This window comes from Streptomyces sp. 11-1-2 (assembly GCF_003595545.1).
In the GTDB taxonomy this organism is placed as follows: domain Bacteria; phylum Actinomycetota; class Actinomycetes; order Streptomycetales; family Streptomycetaceae; genus Streptomyces; species Streptomyces hygroscopicus_B.
The window spans coordinates 3,244,851-3,262,160 of record NZ_CP022545.1 but is presented as its reverse complement, the minus strand read 5'-3'; the positions used below and the strand labels follow the sequence as shown (position 1 = coordinate 3,262,160).

Below are 17,310 nucleotides of genomic sequence, written 5' to 3'. Positions count from 1 at the left end.
GGGCAGCACGGCCCCCGCACCCCCGGAAGGGTTTTCTCAGGGGCGGACCCGCACCACCTGCGGGTCGTGGTCGCTGGACTGGTCCGCGAACTCGGCGTTGATGTGCACGATGTCGTAGTCGGCACGGCGCAGCGCGCGGCTGGTCAGGATGTGGTCCAGCACCTGCGAATTGCCGTTGTAGACATAGCCGTAGCGCTCGTCCCTCGGCAGCCGGGTCACCAGGTCCGTCAGCACACCGCCCTTGGTGAGGTCGGCCAGCGCGGGCGAGAACTGGTAGTCGTTGAGGTCACCCGCGACGACCACCGCGGCCTTCGGGTCGGCGTTCAGCAGCGCCTTGACGAAGGTGTTGACGGTCTTGGCCTGTCCGGTGCGCTGGGTCTCCGAGGAGCGGGCCGGGGGCTGGAAGCGGCTGTCCAGGCCCTGGTCGCCGCCCTTGGAGTTGAAGTGGTTCGCGACCACGAACACCGGGCGGCCCCGGAAGGAGAACTGCCCGACCAGCGGCTTGCGGCTGTCCTTCCAGACGCCGCTGGCCGGGTCGATACGTCCGGGGGAGGCCGACAGCGTGGCCTTGCCGCCCTTCTTCTCGACCGTCACCGGGGTGGTGGAGTCGCCGCCGGGGATGTCGGTGAAGGAGACCCGCTTCGGGTTGTAGAGGAACGCCACCCGGATGTTGCCGCCCGGCTCGCCGCCGTCCTGGTCGTCAACCGGGTTGATCTGGCGCCACTCGTACGAGGGGCCGCCCGCCGCCTTGATCGCGTCGGTGAGCTTCGTCAGCGTGGCGTCGGCGCCCACCACCGAGTCGTTCGTGGCGCCGTTGTCGTCCTGGACCTCCTCCAGTGCGACGATGTCCGGCGAGGCGAGGTGCTCCACCAGCCCGGTGGCCAGCCGGTCGAACTTCGACTGGGCGGTCTTGGGGGAGAGGTTCTCCACGTTGTAGGTGGCGATGGAGAGTTCGTCCGCCTTCTGCTTGCGGGTGGTCTCCCGCTTCGGGCCGTGGTCGGCCAGGTCGCCCATCGTGGTGGCGGCGAGCGTGTAGCCGCCGAAGTTGTCGTAGTCCAGCGGCCCGGCCGTGGTGCCGGTCAGCGCGTCGCCGACGTCCGCGACGGGGAAGGGGTGCTCGGCGTAGGGGAGGAGGGAGACCACCTTCACCCGGCCCGCGTTCGGGTCGCGGTACGAGCCGTAGAGGGCGCCGCCGCGCTCGGTCCGCTGGTGGCGGGGCTCGGCGGTGACCCACAGCTCCTTGTAGGTGTTGGTCGCGCCGACCACGGGGGTGTTCTCGACCGAGACCCGCATGCCCTCCAGCGACTCGTAGCGGTCCAGGGCGTACGAGCCCGGCCGCAGCGTCAGCCCCTCGATGGAGTCGCCGCCCGCGTCCGGGGTGTAGCGGTCGGGGATCGTGGCGGGGTTGAGCCGGTACGCGGCGGGCAGCGCGTTGCCGGAGGACCGGACCGTCCAGGTGGCCTTGGAGATCTCGGTGAGCGACTGCAGACCGGCGTCCTTGCCGCCCGGGTAGTACTCGGACACCGCCCCGGAGACCAGCACCGAGTCGCCCACGGCGACCGAGGGCGTGGTCGATCCGGTGAAGACGAAGATCGCCTCGCTGGTGGCCGCGTCCCGGTCGGGCTCGGTGTCCTGGATCCAGAAGCCGCGCGACGAGCCGAAGGCGCGTATCGCCGTGACCGTGCCGGGGACCTCGGTCACCTGCTGTCCGGCGAGCGGGGATATCCGGGTGCTGCCCTGGATGTCATGGATGCGGATCTCGGCGGCGGAGGCCGACGAGGGCACGACGAGCAGCCCGGCCGCGAGGGCGGAGGCGGCGACGGCGGTGACGGCGACGGGTCCGCGCGGTGCGCGAAGGGACATGGTGGTGGCCTCCGAAAGGAGTGAACGGCGAGGAAATCGCCTCTACGCGCGTCAATCTCTTTCCTGGGCGCTGAAGTTGTCAAGACAGGACGGGTGGCTTGCGGATGGCGGGAGCGGGGCGGGGACATGAACGAGGCGGCGCCGCCCACCCCCTCGCCCCGGCCGGTTCCCGGAGCCCGACGGCCGAATTCACCGCCTGCCGCGGTGCGGGATCGGGCGTGGGACCACATCGGGACGAAAGTGCCCTCCCGTTCCGTCTACGCTGGGGTCCGGGCCGTGCCGTGGCGCCCGTGCCCGTACACCCGCATATCCGTACCCCCATGGCTCCACAGCGGGGTCCCGAGACCCGTAGCCTCATAGCTCCATAGCCCCCGCATAGCTCCATAGCCCCACAGCCCTATAGCCCCACAGCCCCCGCGACTTCCGCGCCCCGAGGAGTGACGTCCGCCCATGCCAGAAGAGCGCCCCACCATGCCGCCCGTGCGGCTTCGCACCGACGCGGAACTCGCGCGGGACGCACTCGCCGCGCCGCTCCTCGCCCGCGCGGTCCGGCTCGCCCGCTGGGCCGAGCCGGGGAAGCCGGTGGCGTCGGGCGGGGTGCTGCCGGAGGGCGAGCTGCGGGCGGCGATCGAGCTGCTGGGGCTCGCGGGGGACGAGGACGGGCCCGAGCACACGGCGCAGGCGTGGCAGCTCGCCGTCGACACCGGGCTGGTCGAGATCGACGAGTCCGAGGAGGCGTCGGGCGCCGAGGCGGCCGCGCGGCCCGATGACGACGGCGATGGCGACGGTAAGGGTGACGGCGGCCGTGCGGACGGCGAGGCGCCGCTCGGGGACGAGTTCTCCGCCCTCGCGATCAGCGGCGAGGAGCTGCGGCTGATCACCGAGGGCGGCCCCCGCGACATCCTGGACATCTGGCTCGACGGCTTCGAGACGGTGCTGGCCGACGCCGCCGCCCCCGACCTGGGCGACATCGCCGCCCAGATCAGCGAGGGCGGTGAGCTCGACCTCGACGCGATCGACTGGAACCCGGAGGAGGAGGCCGAGTTCCTCGACGGGGTGCTGGGCAACCTCTATCTGCTGACCGCCCTGGACGAGGAGGCCGCCGCGGCCTCCGTACCGCTGCCCGCGCTGGCCGCCTCCATGATCGTCCCCGAGGACATGGACGAGCCCACCGACGACATCCTCGAAGAGGTCTCCGAGGCGATGGTGCGGCTGGACGACCAGTTCCGGCTGCTCGCCCCGACCGGCCTCATCGACTACCAGCCGGTGGACGAGGCGCTGATCCAGGAGGTCGACGGCGAGGGCCGGATCCAGGAGCCCGAGACGGCCGAGGAGCTCGAGGACGAGGACGTCTCCCGCTACGGCATGGTGCGGCTCACCCCGCTCGGCGTCTACGCCGTACGGGCCCGGATGATCGAGGCGGGCATCGACGCCCCAGCCGTCGGCGACCTGGCCGACAAGGGCGCCGACATCCTGCTGGACGCCCTCCCCGGCCACCCCGAGCCCGCCGCGCAGGCCGAGGCCGAGCAGTGGCTGGCCCGCCGTACGCCCGAGGAGGCCGCCCGCGAGCTGCTGGCCGCCGCGCGCGGCGACGACGAGGGCGCACCGCTGCGCCGCCTCACCTGCCAGCAGACCCTCTCGCTGGTCGGAACCGAGGCCGAGCCCGCGCTGCGCGAGGTACTCGACGACCGCCACCTGGGCGGACTGGCCCGGGTCTGGCTGGCCGAGCACGAGGTGGCGGGCGTCCCGGAGCCGTCGGAGGCGATGGTCTTCTGGCTGACCGTGGACACCCTCGCGGCCCAGCTCGCCACCGAGGGCGACTCGGCGGAGCTGCGGGATCTGGTGCGCGGCCTGGTCGACCAGTCCGGGAGCTTCTTCGACTCGGCCTGGCGGGTGGACCACCCGGCGACCGCGGAGGTGCTGGAGGCGATGGGCCGACTGCACCCGGACAAGCAGGCCGCCAAGGAGGCCCGTAAGGCCGCCTTCAAGGCCCGCTCAAGGGCATAGCCGCAGCGGGGCTCACCGCGGCCGTGGCCGACCCGTGACGCGGGCCCGCCGCGGCCCGGGCCGACCCGTGGTGCGGGTTCGCTGCGGTCCGGACCGACCCGTGGCGTCTTCGCGGAACGCCCGCCCGCCCGGCCCGATGCCGCCCGTGCCCCGACACCCCGGGCCCCGGACGGCAGAAGCGCCCCACACCCGCGCACCGCGCCTCACAACACCCGCAGGCGTGCCGCCGGGCATCGCGCTTCCCCCGCCGTGCGTGGAGACCCCGCTCCGGGATATCCACCGGATCGTGCCGCTCGCGACGGGGCTGTTCCCCTCCCCGCCCCTTCCCGCGGTATCGATGTGCGGCTCCGCCGCGTGGTGGGGCTCTGCCCTGGACTCGGGGTCCGGGGGTGAAGCCCTGGTGACGGGCGCGGTCGGGCAGGCTGCTCGCGTCCCCGTGCCTTCCCGTGGCATCGATGTGCGGCTCCGCCGCGTGGTGGGGCTCTGCCCTGGACCCCGGGGTCGGGGGGTGAAGCCCTGGTGACGGGAACGGTCGGCAGGCTGCTCCCCCCGCTTTCCCGCGGTATCGATGTGCGGCTCCGCCGCGTGGTGGGGCTCAGCCCTGGACCCCGGGGTCCAGGGGCGGAGCCCTTGGTATCGGGAAGGGGCGGGGAGGGGAAAGATCCGCCGGGCACCCCCTGGCACGGGCACGGGCACGGGCGTGGGCGGGGCTGGCCCCGTCCCGGGGCCTGCGTGGCGCTTGCGTGTCGCGGTCCGGTGCGGGCGCCCGCCCGCTGGACGGGCGTGCCGCCGGGCGGCACACCCACTCCGCCGCGCCGAAGGCCCCTCGCGGGGCGCCGGTCCCGCGAGGGGCTCGCGGGACCGGCGCGCCCCCGGCCGGGAAGTTGAGCGCTGTCTAGAGCCGTATCGGCCTACGCTCCGTATAAGGGGTCGGCGGTCATTCGTCCCTTGATGTCGCGCTCCGTTCAACTGATGTTCGGGCGGGGGCGGGAACGTATGGCCGCAGTCGGAGGACACCACCCTGCGTTCGGGAGAAGACATGCCGCTCAGCCGAAGAGACTTCGCGAAGCGTTCCGCGTACACCGGGGCCGGGGTCGCCCTGGTCGGAAGCGCGGGGGTGCTCGCCACCGCCCCCGGCGCGCTCGCCGCAGAGGCGACCGACGCGGGCGCCGCGGGCGCCGCGGGCCCCCCTGGTCACGGCGGCGCGTCGCTCGGCTACGGTCCGCTCGTCGAGGACCCCAAGGGCATCCTGGCGCTGCCCAAGGGCTTCCGCTACAAGATCATCACCCGCACCGGTGAGACGAAGCTGGAGTCCGGCGAGTCCACCCCGTCCAACCACGACGGCACCGCCACCTTCGAGGGCTCGCGCGGTGCGACGCTGCTGGTCAACAATCACGAGCTGGCCGGTCCCCGCAACAACTGGCCGCACCCGGTCCCGCTGATCGAGGGGCTGGTCTACGACCCGGCGGCCTCCGGCGGCTGCACCGTCGTCGAGGTCTCCAAGCACGGCGACCATGTCACCGAGTGGGTCGGCATCGCGGGCACCGCCACCAACTGCGCCGGTGGCCGCACCCCCTGGGGCACCTGGCTGACCTGCGAGGAGACCGAGGACAAGGCCGGCCAGAACGGCATGACCAAGGACCACGGCTACGTCTTCGAGGTCGACCCGCACGACCGTAAGGCCAACCGCGACCCGAAGCCGATCAAGGCCCTGGGCCGGTACGCCCACGAGGCCGTCGTCGTGGACCCCAAGCGCGGCCACCTCTACCTCACCGAGGACGCCTCCGGCCCGAACGGCCTCCTCTACCGCTGGGTGCCGCCGCACGGCTTCGAGCACGGCCGCGGCAAGCTCGACCGGCTCAAGGACGACGCGGGCGTGCTCCAGGCGCCCAAGTGCTACGACTCGGGCGGCAACTTCGTGGACGACCTGTCCCGCGCCACCAAGACCGGCACGGTCTACGGGGTGGACTGGGCGCCGGTGCCGGACCGCGACGCGAAGTCCGTGTCGGTGCGCAAGCAGTTCAAGGACGGCGAGATCACCCGGGCGCGCAAGCTCGAGGGCATGTGGTGGGCCGACGGCGGCGCGTACATCGTCTCCTCGTTCGCCCGTGCGGAGAGCCCGGTCCAGCACGACGGCCAGGTCTGGTTCTACGACCCCAAGCGCCGCACCCTCACCCTCAAGGTGCTGCTCGGCGTCAACCCGGACCCGTCGAAGGACGGCGCCTTCGACGGCCCGGACAACATCACCGTCTCGCCGTACGGCGGTCTGGTCATCGCCGAGGACGGCGAGGGCATCCAGCACCTCTTCGGCGCCACCGAGGACGGCCGGACGTACCCGATCGCGCGCAACGACCTGAGCATCGGCACGGCGGAGGAGCCGGAGTTCAGCGAGTTCACCGGTGTGGTCTTCTCGCCCGACGGATCGACGCTGTACGCCAACATCCAGGTGCCGGGCATCATGCTCGCGATCACCGGCCCCTGGCGCCGCCAGCGCTGACGCACGCCGATCAGGCCGTAAGGCCGAAGGCCGAAGGCGAAAGGCCGGACGGCCGCAAGGCCCGGGGGAATCCTCCCGGCCGGGGGATGCGTTGACGTGAGGGTGACCTCACGTCTGCGCACCACCCCCTTCTCCATCCTGGACCGCTCCCGCACCCGCCAGGGCCGGGAGCGGTCGCAGGCGCTGCGCGACACCGTACGGTTCGCCCAGCAGGCCGAGGCCCTCGGCTACCACCGCTTCTGGGTCTCCGAGCACCACAGCGTGCCCGGCGTCGCCGGTTCGGCGCCCACGGTGCTGGCGTCCGCCGTCGCGGCGGCGACGGTCCGCATCCGGGTGGGCACGGGCGGGGTGATGCTGCCGAACCACCGCCCGCTCGTCGTGGCGGAGCAGTTCGGGGTGCTCGAATCCCTCTTCCCGGGCCGGATCGACATGGGCCTGGGCCGCTCCGTCGGCTTCACCGACGGCATCCGCCGCGCCCTGGGCACCGAGAAGGACGCCGCGCAGGACTTCGGCGCCCAACTGGACGAGCTGCTCGGCTGGTTCACCGGCGAACAGGACGCCTACCCCCAGGTCCACGCCCACCCGGCGGAGGGGCTGCGGCTGCCCGTCTTCGTCCTGGCCACCGGCGCGGGCGCGGATCTGGCGGCGCGGGCCGGACTGTCCCTGGTGATCGGCGATCTGCGGGGCCGGGACGAGATGCTGCGCGCGATCGACCGCTACCGCGCGGGCTTCCGCCCCTCGGCGTGGTCCTCCGCCCCGTACGTCGTCGTCTCGGGCAATGTCGCGGTCGCCGGCACGGCGCAGGAGGCCCGCCGGCTGCTGCTCCCCGAGGCATGGGCGATGGCCTACTCCCGCACCCACGGCGCCTTCCCGCCGCTGGCTCCCGCTTCGGAGATCGAGGCCCGGGAGATGACCGAGAAGGAGCGCGGCTTCTACGAGCGGGGCCTGCGCGGCCAGTTGTACGGCACGGAGGACGAGGTCGCCGCCGCGCTCGACGAGCTGATCGAGCGCAGCGACGCCGACGAGGTGCTGGTCACGACGAGCACCTACGACCGCGAGGCCCTGCTGGATTCCTACCGACGCCTGGCCCGCGTGGCGGGACTGTCGGGCGACCTCGACTCCGGCTCTGTCCCCGGCTCCGGCCCCGGCCGCGTGTCAGAGGGCCTTGCCGGCGGGCTTGGCCATGCCGCGCACGGTGCGTGAGTCCACGTACTCACCCATCGCGGTCATCTCCCACTCGCCCGAGAACTGCTTGATCAGCTTCGCCATCATCACGCCCGTGCGCGACTCGGCGTGGGTGAGGTCGAAGCGGACCAGCTCCTCGCCGGACTGGGCGTCGAGCAGGCGGCAGTACGCCTTGGCCACATCGGTGAACTTCTGGCCGGTGAAGGAGTTGACCGTGAAGACCAAGGCGGTGACCTCGGGCGGGAGGCCGCCGAGGTGGACGGTGATGGACTCGTCGTCGCCTCCGCCCTCACCGGTGAGGTTGTCGCCGGAGTGCTGAATGGCGCCGTTGAGAATGGCCAGCTTGCCGAAGAAGCAGGCGTCGATCTTCTTACGGTCGACACCGAAGGCGATCACGGACGCGTCCAGGTCGATGTCCTTGCCGCGGAAGGCGGGCTCCCAGCCCAGGCCCATCTTCACGGAGCTGAGCAACGGGCGGCCGCCCTTGACCAGCGACACCGTCTGGTTCTTCTGCAGGCTGACGCGGCCCTTGTCCAGGTTGATCTTCCCGGTGGCCGGGGCCGAGGCCGGTGCGGCGGCGGGCGGCGCGGCCGGGGCGGCGGGCGGCGGGGCGCTCGGCATGGGCGGCGGGGGCTGGAAACCGGCGGGCGGGCCGCTCGGCGGGGCCGGCGCCTGGGCGGCGGGGGCGGCCGGTGCGGCGGGCTCCTCGACCGACACCCCGAAGTCGGTGGCGATGCCCGCCAGACCGTTGGCATACCCCTGCCCGACCGCGCGCACCTTCCACGCCCCATTGCGCCGGTAGACCTCCACGGTCACCAGAGCGGTCTCGTTGCCCAGCCGCGGCGGGGTGAACGTGGCGATCACCGCACCGTCGTCGGCGCCGCGCACGGTGGCGGTCGGCTCGGTGCCCGCGAACGTCGCCCCGGGCGCGTCCAGGCTCGCGGTCACCACGATCTTCTCGATGTCGGCGGGGACGGCGGCGGTGTCCACGGTGATGGTGTCCCCCGCGCCCGCCGCTCCGGCGCGATGGGTCACCCCGGGTCCGGCGGGCTGGTTGTAGAAGACGAAGTCGTCGTCGGAGCGCACCTTGCCGTTGGCGGTGAGCAGCAGGCCCGATACGTCGAGCCGCACCGGAGCGGTGACGTCAACCGCCACGCGCGCGACGGAGAGGGGGAGGTTCGAGCCGGGTGTCATAGCGGTCATGCCCGGGGTAACGAACGTCCCCGCTTTACGGTTCCTTGACCTGCGTCTGACTTCCGTCAAGACCTGCCCCGCCGCGGTCGGCCGTGAGGTCGCCCGTGAGCTGCCCCGCCGTGGTCGGGCCGTGGCCTGCCTCGCTGCGGTCGGGCCCTGGTCGCCCCGCCCCGGTTGCCCCGGTCCGCGCGTTCGAGAGGGCGATATGGGACCACCAGAGCGGTGCCGCCACAGCCGCGTACGGACGCGTCGCGCCCGCGAACTACTCGGTCTACTCGGCTGGGACCCGCGGCACCGCTCGATCACGGACTGGCTCCTCCGCGAGCCGCGCCGACCGATCGGGGCGGCGGCGCACCGGGCGGCGCACGGTGGCGGCCGTCACGCCGATCACGCACACCGCCATGCCCGCGAGGGCGGTCCACCCGGGCGCGTCCCCGAACATCGCGTAGGCCCACACCAGCGTGGTCGGGGGCGTGAGGTAGATCAGCGTGCTGGTGCCGGTGACGCCGTTACGGCGCAGGCTCAGCCAGTAGAAGCCGTAGCCGCCGACCGTGGAGAGCAGCACCGTCCACGCCACCGCGGCCCAGAAGCCCCCGCCCGCCGGGGGTGCGGTATGGCCTCCGGCGAGGGCGACCCCGGTGAACAGTACGGCGCTGACGAGGCAGTGGAGCGGTATGGCGTCCACGGGGGCGAGCGGCGCCCGCGCCCTGCGTTCGAGGAAGCTCGCGGCCAGCAGCGCCGCCATGGCGGCGAAGGGCAGCCCGTACGCCCAGGCCGGGGCGGACGTCGGGCCCGCCGACAGATCGCCCTGGACGACGAGCGCGACCCCGCCGAGCCCGATGGCCAGCCCCGCCCACTGGCGCGGGCTGACCGTCTCCCCGAGCAGCCGCCCGGCCAGCGCGCCCGCCGCGAGCGGCTGCAACGCGGCGATGAGCGCTGCGGTGCCGGACGGCACGCCGAGCCCGACCGCCCAGACGATCCCGCCGAGATAGCCGCCCTGCGAGAGCGCCCCGATCGCCGCCTGCTCGGCCAGGGCGCGTGGGCGCAGCCTGCGGCGCCTGAACAGAGCCCAGGCGCCCCCCAAGATCGCCGCCGCCGCGAGGAAGCGCCACATCAGCAGGGTGTCGGCGGCGGCCTCCCTCGTGCCGAGCTCGGCTCCGATGAAGCCGGAGCTCCACATCACGACGAGGCCGATGGAGGTGACGGCGGCGCTGACGGGCATGGGATGTCCTCGTTCTGGTTGGGGTCTGTTCCGGGTATACCGATCTGTTTACTCCCTCATCCACTAGACTAAACAGATCGGTATAGACGTCAACCCCGACTCGGAGGTGATCACGGCATGGAAGCGCCTACGGAAGTGCTCACCCCCGCCGCGCGCCGCATTCTCGACGCCGCCGCCGAGCTGTTCTACGGGCAGGGGATCAACGCGGTCGGCGTGGATCTGATCGCCAAGCGCTCCGGCGTCACGAAGAAGACGCTCTACGACCGCTTCGGCTCCAAGGAGGCCCTGGTCGCCGCGTATCTGCGGGAGCGCGATGAGCGATGGCGGGCGTGGCTCACCGCCGAGGTCGAGAAGTCGCCCCCGGCGGACCGCGCCCTGGCCACGTTCGACGCGCTCGCGCTGTGGGTGGCCCGCGAGAACCCGCGCGGCTGCGGTTTCGTGAACGCGGCGGCCGAACTGCCGGACGCCGCCCATCCGGCCCGGCAGGTGATCGCCGACCAGAAGCGATGGCTGCGCGGATATCTGCGGCAACTGTGCGAGGAGGCGGGCGTGACGGCCCCCGGCGACCTGGCGGACGAACTGCTGCTGCTCCACGAGGGCGCGACGGTGCTGAACGGGCTGTCGGTGGTCGCCGATGCGGTCGGCATCGCGCGGCGGCTGGCCGTGCGGGCGCTGGAGCGGGCCAGGGCCTGAGCCTGACGGTTTGGTCTCGATCGCGATCTCGGCCCATACGGTCTTCCCGGGCCCGCCGCAGGGGCGGGGCCCGACCGCCCAGCGCTCCGCGAGCTGCGAGACGAGGTACAGGCCGCGACCGTGGGTGGGCCGAGTTCGTAGAGTTCACCGCAAGCGCGAGCGCAACCGCGAGCGCAAACGCTCAGCTCGCCCACCATCGTTCATGAGGGGCCGTCAGCCTGCTGACGGCCCCTCGGTGCACCATAGGTCAGTGCCGGAAGAACGGGGGAGCGGAATGGCGGCGTGCGCAGCGTTGCGGGCGGGGGATCCCGAGCGGGTGGGGCGGTACCGGATCGTCGGGCGGCTGGGCCGGGGCGGGATGGGCCAGGTGTATCTGGGCCTGTTGCCGAGCGGTCGCGCGGCCGCCGTGAAGGTGGTGCGGTCCGCGCTGGCGGACGATCCGGAATTCCGGCGCCGGTTCGCGCGCGAGGTGGCGGCGGCCCGCCAGGTGACCGGCATCTTCACCGCCGCGGTCATGGACGCGGACCCCGAGGGCACCCCGGCGTGGCTGGCCACCGAATACGTGCCGGGGATGTCCCTGGACGCGGCGGTGGACGCGCACGGGGCTTGGCCGGAGCCCTCGGTGCTGGCGCTGGGCGCCGCGCTGGCCGAGGCGTTGGACGCCATCCACGGCACCGGTCTGGTGCACCGCGATCTCAAGCCCTCGAACGTGCTGTTGGCCGCGGACGGCCCGCGCGTGATCGACTTCGGCATCTCGCGGGCGGCCGAGAGCACCAAGCTCACCGAAACCGGTGCGGTGATCGGCACACCCGGCTTCATCTCGCCCGAGCAACTGGTGGACGACAGGGTTTCGGCTGCGAGCGACGTCTTCGCCCTGGGCGCTGTCCTGGCCTACATGGCGACCGGAACCCGACCGTTCGGGACCGGCAATGCCCAGGCTCTGAACTACCGGGTGGTCCATGCGGAGCCGGATCTGACCGGCCTGCCGCCCGTGGTGGCGGACGTCGTGGCCAGGTGCCTGGCCAAGGACCCTGGCCAACGGCCCACCATGCCACGGCTGATGGAGGAACTGGGCCGGGCGTCGGGGATCGAGCGGGCCGACGGCTTCTTCACCGAGGCCGACTGGCTGCCCGAGCCGGTGGCCGAGGAGATCGCCCGCGCGCAGGCCACGCCCCTGCCCACCCCCTTGCCCACGACCTCGCCCACGTCCGGCGGACAGACCACCGTCGTGGCCGTTCCCACCACCGTTGCCACGGCACCGCCCCCGGCCTCCTCGGGAGCCCAACCCCCACCGTCCGACTCCACCCCCGGCGGCGGAAAGCGCAGGCTCACCCGAGGCCGCGTCCTGACAGGGCTCGTCGTCATCGCAGTCCTCACCCTCGTCTGCACGACGGCGCTCCTCTCCGGTCGTCTGTCCGGCGGCGACGGCCAGGGCGATGATGCCTCCAGCGGCGCACCGGCGCGGAAGGAACCGGTGCGCAAGGAACTGTGGTCCTACGCCTTGGATGACCAAATGGAACTGTCCACGGTGGCGGACGGCACGGTCTACGTCGACAACAGCGAAGACAGCCTGTACGCGCTGGACGCCGACACCGGCGACGAGTTGTGGCATCGGCACCGCGCGGAAGCCACGCTCTTTCTGCTGGGGGCCTCCGACGGGATGGCCTTCTACGGCGACAGGGACCATATGTACGCCCTGGACGCCGACAGCGGTGAGGAAGTCTGGAAGGTCGAGGACGGCGGGGTTCATGCGACGCCCACCAAGGTCGGTGACACCATCTATGTGACCTACGGCGCCTTCCTGGCCGCGCTGAAATCCGATACGGGCGAAGTGATCTGGAAGAAGAGGTACGACGGATCACTGCGGCAAGGGGCGACCGTCGCCGATGGAGTCGTCTACCCCGTCTCGGGTGCCGAAGGCGACGCTCTGTACGCCGTGGACGCCAGGACCGGCGACGACCTGTGGCGGTTCAACGCCGGTAGCGACATCGCGTCCTCACCCGCCGTCGCCGACGGGACCGTCTACGTCGGCACCAAGGACGGCACCCTGCACGCGGTCGACTCCGACTCCGGCCAGGAGGCGTGGAAACGTGCCTTCGACGGGAAGTTGTGGGATCCGGCCGTGGCCAACGGGGCGGGTGACCCGATAGTCGCCGACGGCGTGGTCTATTTCGAGAACGACGGCTATGTGTGCGCTTTCGCCGCGGACACCGGAAAGCCGCTGTGGCGGCACAAGCCGGGCCTGGCGGATGTGGAGTTGGTGTCCGTCGCGGGCGGTACCGTCCAGTTCACCGATGGCGAGGACGGCAGCCGCGCGCTGTATGCCCTGGACGCCGACACCGGCAAGCGACTGTGGAAAGGGGAGCCGGGGGAGAATCCGACCGTCGTCGGCGGCACGCTCTACTACGAGGATGCCGGGCGTCTGCACGCGTCCCGGCCACGGGATTGAGTGAGGGGGAGCGAAGTGGGGGAGTTCGCGCCGCTGGAAGCGGGGGACCCCGAGCGGGTCGGGCGGTACCGGATCGTCGCACGGCTGGGCCGGGGCGGGATGGGGCGGGTGTATCTGGGCCGGTCACCGGGTGGCCGCGCGGTCGCGGTGAAGGTGGTACGGCCCGAGCTCGCGGAGGATCCCGATTTCCGTCGCCGGTTCGACCGCGAGGTGAAGGCGGCCCGCCGGGTGACGGGGTTCTTCACCGCCGCGGTGGTGGACGCCGAACCGGAGGCCATGCCGCCGTGGCTGGCCACCGAATACGTGCCGGGGATGTCCCTGGACGCGGCGGTGGACGCGCACGGCGCCTGGCCGGAGCCCTCGGCGCTGGCGCTGGGCGCCGCGCTGGCCGAGGCGCTGGAGGCCGTACACGGTGCCGATGTGGTGCACCGCGATCTCAAGCCGTCGAACGTACTGCTGGCCGCAAACGGCCCGCGGCTGATCGATTTCGGCATCTCCCTGGCGGCCGAGGCCACCAAGCTCACGGAGACCGGGGCGACGATCGGCACGCCCGGTTTCATGTCCCCGAGCAACTGGCGGGCGACACGGTGGGCGCGGCGAGCGATGTCTTCGCCCTCGGTGCCGTCCTGGCTTACGCGGCGACCGGATCCGGCCCGTTCGGCGGCGGCCCCGCCCACGCCCTGAACTACCGGGTGGTCCATGAGGAACCGGACCTGACCGGTCTGCCGCCCCGACTGGCGGACGTCGTGGCCCGGTGCCTGGCCAAGGACCCGGGCCAACGGCCCACGGTGCCGGACCTGGTGGCAGAGCTGAGCCGGGCCGCGCAGGCCGAAGCGGCCGACGGCTCGTCCACGAGAGTCGGCTGGCTCCCCGAGCCGGTGACGACCGAGATCACCCGCAGGCAGGCCGAACCGTTGGTCGCGCCCACCGGACAGGCCACGGTCGAGGACGTGCCCCCCACCGTCCGTGCGACGGCGCCCGTGCCGGGCCCACCGGAGGCGCCCGGCTCCGGCGGCGAGCGGCGCTGGAGGCGCTGGTTCACGCGGGGCCCGGTCCTGGCGGGTCTCGCGGTGGCCGTGGTCCTCGCGGTCGTGGTCACCGTGACGCTTCTCCCCGACCATGGGTCCGGCGGGGAGCAGAGTGGGAAACAGAGCGGGAAGCAGACCGGGAAGAAGCCCCCCGCGCCAGTACTGAAGCAGCTCTGGTCCTACTCGCAGGGCACGAAATCGCCACCGTCGGTCGAGGGCGGACGGGTCTACTTCGGCGAGGACGACGGCGGCGTGTCCGCCCTGGACGCCGACACCGGCGACCGCGTGTGGGAATTCGGCCGGACGATGGGCGACGAAGGCTCACCGGTCTTCGCCGAAGGGGCGGTCTACTTCAGCAGTCGCGACGACGGATTCGACCAGGACCGCAGCCGCGTGTACGCCCTCGACGCCGCCACCGGAAGACATCGGTGGGAGTTCGAGCCCAACGGCTGGGTGGACGCGGGCCCGGTTGTGGTCGGCGGAACCGCCTATTTCTCCAGCAGCAAACTCGGCGGCGACGGCATCTTGTACGCGGTGGACGCCGCAACCGGTGAAAAGGAGTGGAGCCAAGTACTCGGCCGGGGCGCCGGGCTGGCCTATGACGACGGGGTCGTCTACTACGGGGCCCGTACCGTACGCGGCTCGCATCTCTATGCCCTTGACGCCGACACCGGCAAGCAGGTGTGGAAGGTGCACATCAGCGCTGACGTCCTCCCCAGCGCGATCACGTCGTTGACCGTCGCCGACGGTGTCATCCACACCGTCGGCGACGACGGCGTCCTGTCCGCCCGGGACGCCGACAACGGCGACCTGCTGTGGAAGTACCGGACCGATCTCTCCGACTTCTTGGGTTCGAGCCCCCCGGTCGTCGTCGACGGGGCCGTCTACATCAGCGGAAACACCGAACGCGATGCGGGGGACGGCCAGGTGTTCGCCGTCAACGCGAAGACCGGCGCCTTGCGGTGGAAGTACCGGATGCCACGGGTGAGCTCGCCGCCCACCGTCACGGCCGGCACGGTCTACGTCAGTACCGAGGCCGGCGCCTTGGAACTCCTGAGTGCCGACAGCGGCGACTCCTCGGGACAGGTCCGCCTGGCGGATGACCATGAACCGAACGTGACCGTCGTGGACGGGGTGGCCTACTTCGACGGTGGTGACGGGCGCCTGCACGCGGCCACGGTCACCCGCTGATTCCGCCGCCGGATAAACAGCCCAGACTCAGATAAACAGCCCAGCCTGTTCAGTTTAGCCGGTCCGCCCTGGCGGCGAACCGGCTTTCCTTGCCCTGCTCTGCGGGAGCCCGATTCCTCCCCACCCTGAAGGGCGGGGTTTCCTCGGAGGAGATCAGATGAACGAGAACGTGAACGTGAAAGAGAACGGGAACGAGAGCGCGAACAATACGGCTCTGCTCGTGATGGACGTCCAAGAGGGCATCGTGAGCCGGATCGCGGGCTCCGGGTATCTGCCGCGCCTCGTGGGCGCGGTGGAGGCGGCCCGTACCGCCGGGATCCCTGTTCTGCACATCGTGGTCGGCTTCCGGTCCGGGCACCCGGAGGTCTCGGACCGCAACATGTCATTCCGCGCCCTTCCGGCGGGCGCTTTCACACCCGAGGATCCGAACGCCGCCATCCATCCGGACATCGCGGCCCGGACCGACGAGACCGTGATCACCAAGAAGCGGGTCAGCGCCTTCGCGGGAAGTGACCTGGAGATGGTCCTGCGGGCCCGCGGGATCACGCATCTCGTCCTGAGCGGCATCGCGACCAGCGGCGTCGTCCTCTCCACCCTGCGCCAGGCCGCCGACCTCGACTACCGGCTCACCGTGCTGGCCGACGGTTGTGCCGACTCCGATGAGGAGGTCCACCGGGTGCTCATCGAGAAGGTATTCCCCCGCCAGGCCGAGGTCACGACGGTGGAGGAGTGGGCCGGGGCGGTGGGCTGAGCGACGGGGGCCGAGCGCTCGGTCGGGTGCGGTGCCGTCTCGCGCCAGTGGCTCATGAGTTCGGTTCGTCCTCGGTCAGCATGGCGAGCAGGGTATGGGGCGCGTTCTTGCCGGACATGAGGTCGTGGAGGCGGTCGGCTTCGGTGGCTTCCCCGGCGCTGCGGGGGAACATGGCCTGCTCGTACGCGGTGAGCGCGGCCTCGATGTCGTCGGGGTGCGCGGCGAGGGCCGTGCCGAGTTCGGCGCCGTCCTGCATGGCCAGGTTGGCGCCTTCGCCGTTCGGGGCCGCGAGGTGGGCGGCGTCGCCGACCAGGGTCACCCCCGGCACCCGGTCCCAGCGGTGCCCGACCGGCAGCGTGTGGTGGGGGCGCAGGACCGGCGCGGTGTCGCTGTCGGTGATCAGCGCGGTGAGCTCCAGTGCCCAGCCGTCCAACTCCCGCGCTATCCGCGCGGTGGCCGTGGCGGGGTCGGTGAAGTCGATGGTGGCGAACCAGTCCAGCGGCATGGGCAGCACCAGGTAGGTGTGGAGGGTCTCGCCGCTCTCCCGGTGAGCCCCGATCCACTTCCCGTTCCCGCTCGGGTCGATCGCGAACATCGACCCGCCGCCGACCGCCTTCGCGGCGGCCGGGTGCCGGGTTTCGGCGTCGAACAGGTAGGTCTCGACGAACGACCGGCCGACGTATTCGGGTGCGGCGTCGGAGAGCAGCGGCCGGACACGTGACCATGCGCCGTCCGCGCCGACCAGCAGGCTGGTGGCGACGCTGCTGCCGTTGGCGAAGGTCACCTCGTGGCGGCCCTCGCCGAGGGCGCGGGTGCCGCTGACCTTGTGGCCCCACCGGACGGTCCCGGCCGGGAGGGAGTCGAGCAGGATCTGCCGCAGTTCGCCGCGCTGCACCTCGGGGCGTCCGCCCGTGCCGTCGTCGGCCTTGTCGAGCAGGACGGCCCCGTCCCGGTCGAGGACCCGCACGGCCTGGCGGCCCTCCAGGACGATGGCGTGGAACTCGTCCATCAGACCGGCCGCCCGCAGCGCCGGTTGGCCGTTGTAGTCGTGGATGTCGAGCATCCCGCCCTGTGCGCGAGCCATCGGCGAGGGCTCCGCCTCGTAGACGGTGGCCGGGATGCCGTGGACCTGCAGGACGCGGGCCAGGGTGAGGCCGCCGAGTCCGGCGCCGATGATCGTGACGGGAGTGCGCATCGTGGCTCCTTCGCATCGAGGCCGCCTCCGCCCGG

At 72.2% G+C, this 17,310-nt stretch carries 12 protein-coding genes and 1 pseudogene; 8 read left to right on the top strand and 5 right to left on the bottom strand.

Annotated features, from left to right (window positions below; genetic code table 11):
• Window positions 1-36: 36 nt before the first annotated feature.
• Window positions 37-1,863, bottom strand: coding sequence for an endonuclease/exonuclease/phosphatase family protein (locus CGL27_RS13690; RefSeq protein ID WP_119986914.1), 1,827 nt, complete (start codon window positions 1,861-1,863; stop codon window positions 37-39).
• A 450-nt stretch (window positions 1,864-2,313) separates the two neighbouring features.
• Here CGL27_RS13690 and CGL27_RS13685 point away from each other — a divergent pair, with 450 nt between their 5' ends.
• The 3 genes from CGL27_RS13685 (at window position 2,314) to CGL27_RS13675 (ending at window position 7,570) form a co-directional block, all read left to right on the top strand.
• Entirely contained in the window at window positions 2,314-3,870 is a 1,557-nt protein-coding gene (locus CGL27_RS13685) for a hypothetical protein (RefSeq protein WP_119986912.1), read from the top strand.
• A gap of 1,039 nt (window positions 3,871-4,909) precedes the next feature.
• Complete coding sequence (locus tag CGL27_RS13680; protein ID WP_119986910.1) at window positions 4,910-6,367, top strand: alkaline phosphatase PhoX; 1,458 nt, start codon at window positions 4,910-4,912, stop codon at window positions 6,365-6,367.
• 102 nt (window positions 6,368-6,469) lie between these two features.
• A complete protein-coding gene (locus CGL27_RS13675) occupies window positions 6,470-7,570 on the top strand; it encodes an LLM class flavin-dependent oxidoreductase (RefSeq protein ID WP_237299845.1) in 1,101 nt (366 codons plus the stop codon).
• Here CGL27_RS13675 and CGL27_RS13670 read toward each other — a convergent pair.
• Together CGL27_RS13670 and CGL27_RS13665 are read right to left on the bottom strand one after the other, a co-directional pair.
• Window positions 7,523-8,746, bottom strand: a complete 1,224-nt coding sequence (locus CGL27_RS13670) for a TerD family protein (RefSeq protein ID WP_119994382.1) — start codon at window positions 8,744-8,746, stop codon at window positions 7,523-7,525. The genes CGL27_RS13675 and CGL27_RS13670 overlap by 48 nt on opposite strands.
• A 271-nt stretch (window positions 8,747-9,017) precedes the next feature.
• Complete coding sequence (locus CGL27_RS13665; RefSeq protein ID WP_119986908.1) at window positions 9,018-9,968, bottom strand: DMT family transporter; 951 nt, start codon at window positions 9,966-9,968, stop codon at window positions 9,018-9,020.
• Window positions 9,969-10,085: 117 nt separating this feature from the next.
• Here CGL27_RS13665 and CGL27_RS13660 point away from each other — a divergent pair, with 117 nt between their 5' ends.
• Window positions 10,086-10,661: a TetR/AcrR family transcriptional regulator gene (locus CGL27_RS13660; protein WP_119986906.1), complete on the top strand. Its 576-nt coding sequence runs from the start codon at window positions 10,086-10,088 to the stop codon at window positions 10,659-10,661.
• An 18-nt stretch (window positions 10,662-10,679) separates the two neighbouring features.
• Here CGL27_RS13660 and CGL27_RS51970 read toward each other — a convergent pair.
• Window positions 10,680-10,781 (bottom strand): annotated as a pseudogene (locus tag CGL27_RS51970) (ATP-binding protein); the annotation flags it as partial.
• A gap of 154 nt (window positions 10,782-10,935) precedes the next feature.
• Here CGL27_RS51970 and CGL27_RS13650 point away from each other — a divergent pair.
• From CGL27_RS13650 to CGL27_RS13635, 4 genes are all read left to right on the top strand, one after another.
• Window positions 10,936-13,110: a serine/threonine-protein kinase gene (locus CGL27_RS13650; RefSeq protein ID WP_162952974.1), complete on the top strand. Its 2,175-nt coding sequence runs from the start codon at window positions 10,936-10,938 to the stop codon at window positions 13,108-13,110.
• A gap of 15 nt (window positions 13,111-13,125) precedes the next feature.
• Complete coding sequence (locus tag CGL27_RS13645; RefSeq protein ID WP_240450491.1) at window positions 13,126-13,794, top strand: serine/threonine-protein kinase; 669 nt, start codon at window positions 13,126-13,128, stop codon at window positions 13,792-13,794.
• On the top strand, window positions 13,698-15,329 hold the full coding sequence (locus tag CGL27_RS13640; protein WP_119986902.1) for a PQQ-binding-like beta-propeller repeat protein: 1,632 nt from the start codon (window positions 13,698-13,700) through the stop codon (window positions 15,327-15,329). Before CGL27_RS13645 ends, CGL27_RS13640 begins: the two co-directional genes overlap by 97 nt.
• A 157-nt stretch (window positions 15,330-15,486) precedes the next feature.
• A complete protein-coding gene (locus CGL27_RS13635; protein ID WP_205587689.1) occupies window positions 15,487-16,080 on the top strand; it encodes an isochorismatase family cysteine hydrolase in 594 nt (197 codons plus the stop codon).
• Between the two features lie 52 nt (window positions 16,081-16,132).
• Here CGL27_RS13635 and CGL27_RS13630 read toward each other — a convergent pair whose 3' ends face one another.
• Window positions 16,133-17,275: an NAD(P)/FAD-dependent oxidoreductase gene (locus tag CGL27_RS13630; protein ID WP_119986900.1), complete on the bottom strand. Its 1,143-nt coding sequence runs from the start codon at window positions 17,273-17,275 to the stop codon at window positions 16,133-16,135.
• Window positions 17,276-17,310 lie beyond the last annotated feature (35 nt).

Excerpts from the sequence above, each read along its gene's own strand:
- CGL27_RS13690 (WP_119986914.1), bottom strand. The coding sequence starts at position 1,863 with ATGTCCCTTCGCGCACCGCGCGGACCCGTCGCCGTCACCGCCGTCGCC.
- CGL27_RS13680 (WP_119986910.1), top strand. The coding sequence starts at position 4,910 with ATGCCGCTCAGCCGAAGAGACTTCGCGAAGCGTTCCGCGTACACCGGG.
- CGL27_RS13630 (WP_119986900.1), bottom strand. The coding sequence starts at position 17,275 with ATGCGCACTCCCGTCACGATCATCGGCGCCGGACTCGGCGGCCTCACC.
- CGL27_RS13670 (WP_119994382.1), bottom strand. The coding sequence starts at position 8,746 with ATGACACCCGGCTCGAACCTCCCCCTCTCCGTCGCGCGCGTGGCGGTT.
- CGL27_RS13665 (WP_119986908.1), bottom strand. The coding sequence starts at position 9,968 with ATGCCCGTCAGCGCCGCCGTCACCTCCATCGGCCTCGTCGTGATGTGG.
- CGL27_RS13635 (WP_205587689.1), top strand. The coding sequence starts at position 15,487 with ATGAACGAGAACGTGAACGTGAAAGAGAACGGGAACGAGAGCGCGAAC.
- CGL27_RS13660 (WP_119986906.1), top strand. The coding sequence starts at position 10,086 with ATGGAAGCGCCTACGGAAGTGCTCACCCCCGCCGCGCGCCGCATTCTC.
- CGL27_RS13650 (WP_162952974.1), top strand. The coding sequence starts at position 10,936 with ATGGCGGCGTGCGCAGCGTTGCGGGCGGGGGATCCCGAGCGGGTGGGG.
- CGL27_RS13685 (WP_119986912.1), top strand. The coding sequence starts at position 2,314 with ATGCCAGAAGAGCGCCCCACCATGCCGCCCGTGCGGCTTCGCACCGAC.